This window comes from Lysinibacillus sp. NPDC093210 (assembly GCF_044753985.1).
Taxonomy (GTDB): domain Bacteria; phylum Bacillota; class Bacilli; order Bacillales_A; family Planococcaceae; genus Lysinibacillus.
In genome coordinates, this window is the sequence record NZ_JBIVOE010000013.1 from 66099 (window position 1) to 66413 (window position 315).

Consider the following 315-nt stretch of genomic DNA (forward strand, 5'->3'; position numbering starts at 1 on the left):
TAAACCAGTAGCGCCAGTAGGTCCTGTAGGTCCGAGAAGTCCTGTAGCGCCGGTAGGTCCCGTAGGTCCGAGAAGCCCTGTAGCGCCAGTAGGTCCAGTAGGTCCGAGTTCACCAGTAACGCCGGTAGGTCCTGTAGGTCCGAGTAAACCAGTAGCGCCAGTAGGCCCCGTAGGTCCGAGTAAACCAGTCGCGCCGGTAGGTCCAGTAGGTCCGAGTAAACCAGTAGCGCCGGTAGGTCCCGTAGGTCCGAGAAGTCCTGTAGCGCCAGTAGGTCCCGTAGGTCCGAGTTCACCAGTAACGCCGGTAGGTCCGTA

The 315-nt window shown here is 60.0% G+C and carries 1 protein-coding gene; it reads left to right on the forward strand.

Annotated elements, in window-relative coordinates:
* Positions 1 to 315: hypothetical protein (locus ACIP9C_RS21640; RefSeq protein WP_401014571.1), on the forward strand; the 315-nt coding region annotated here is incomplete at both ends.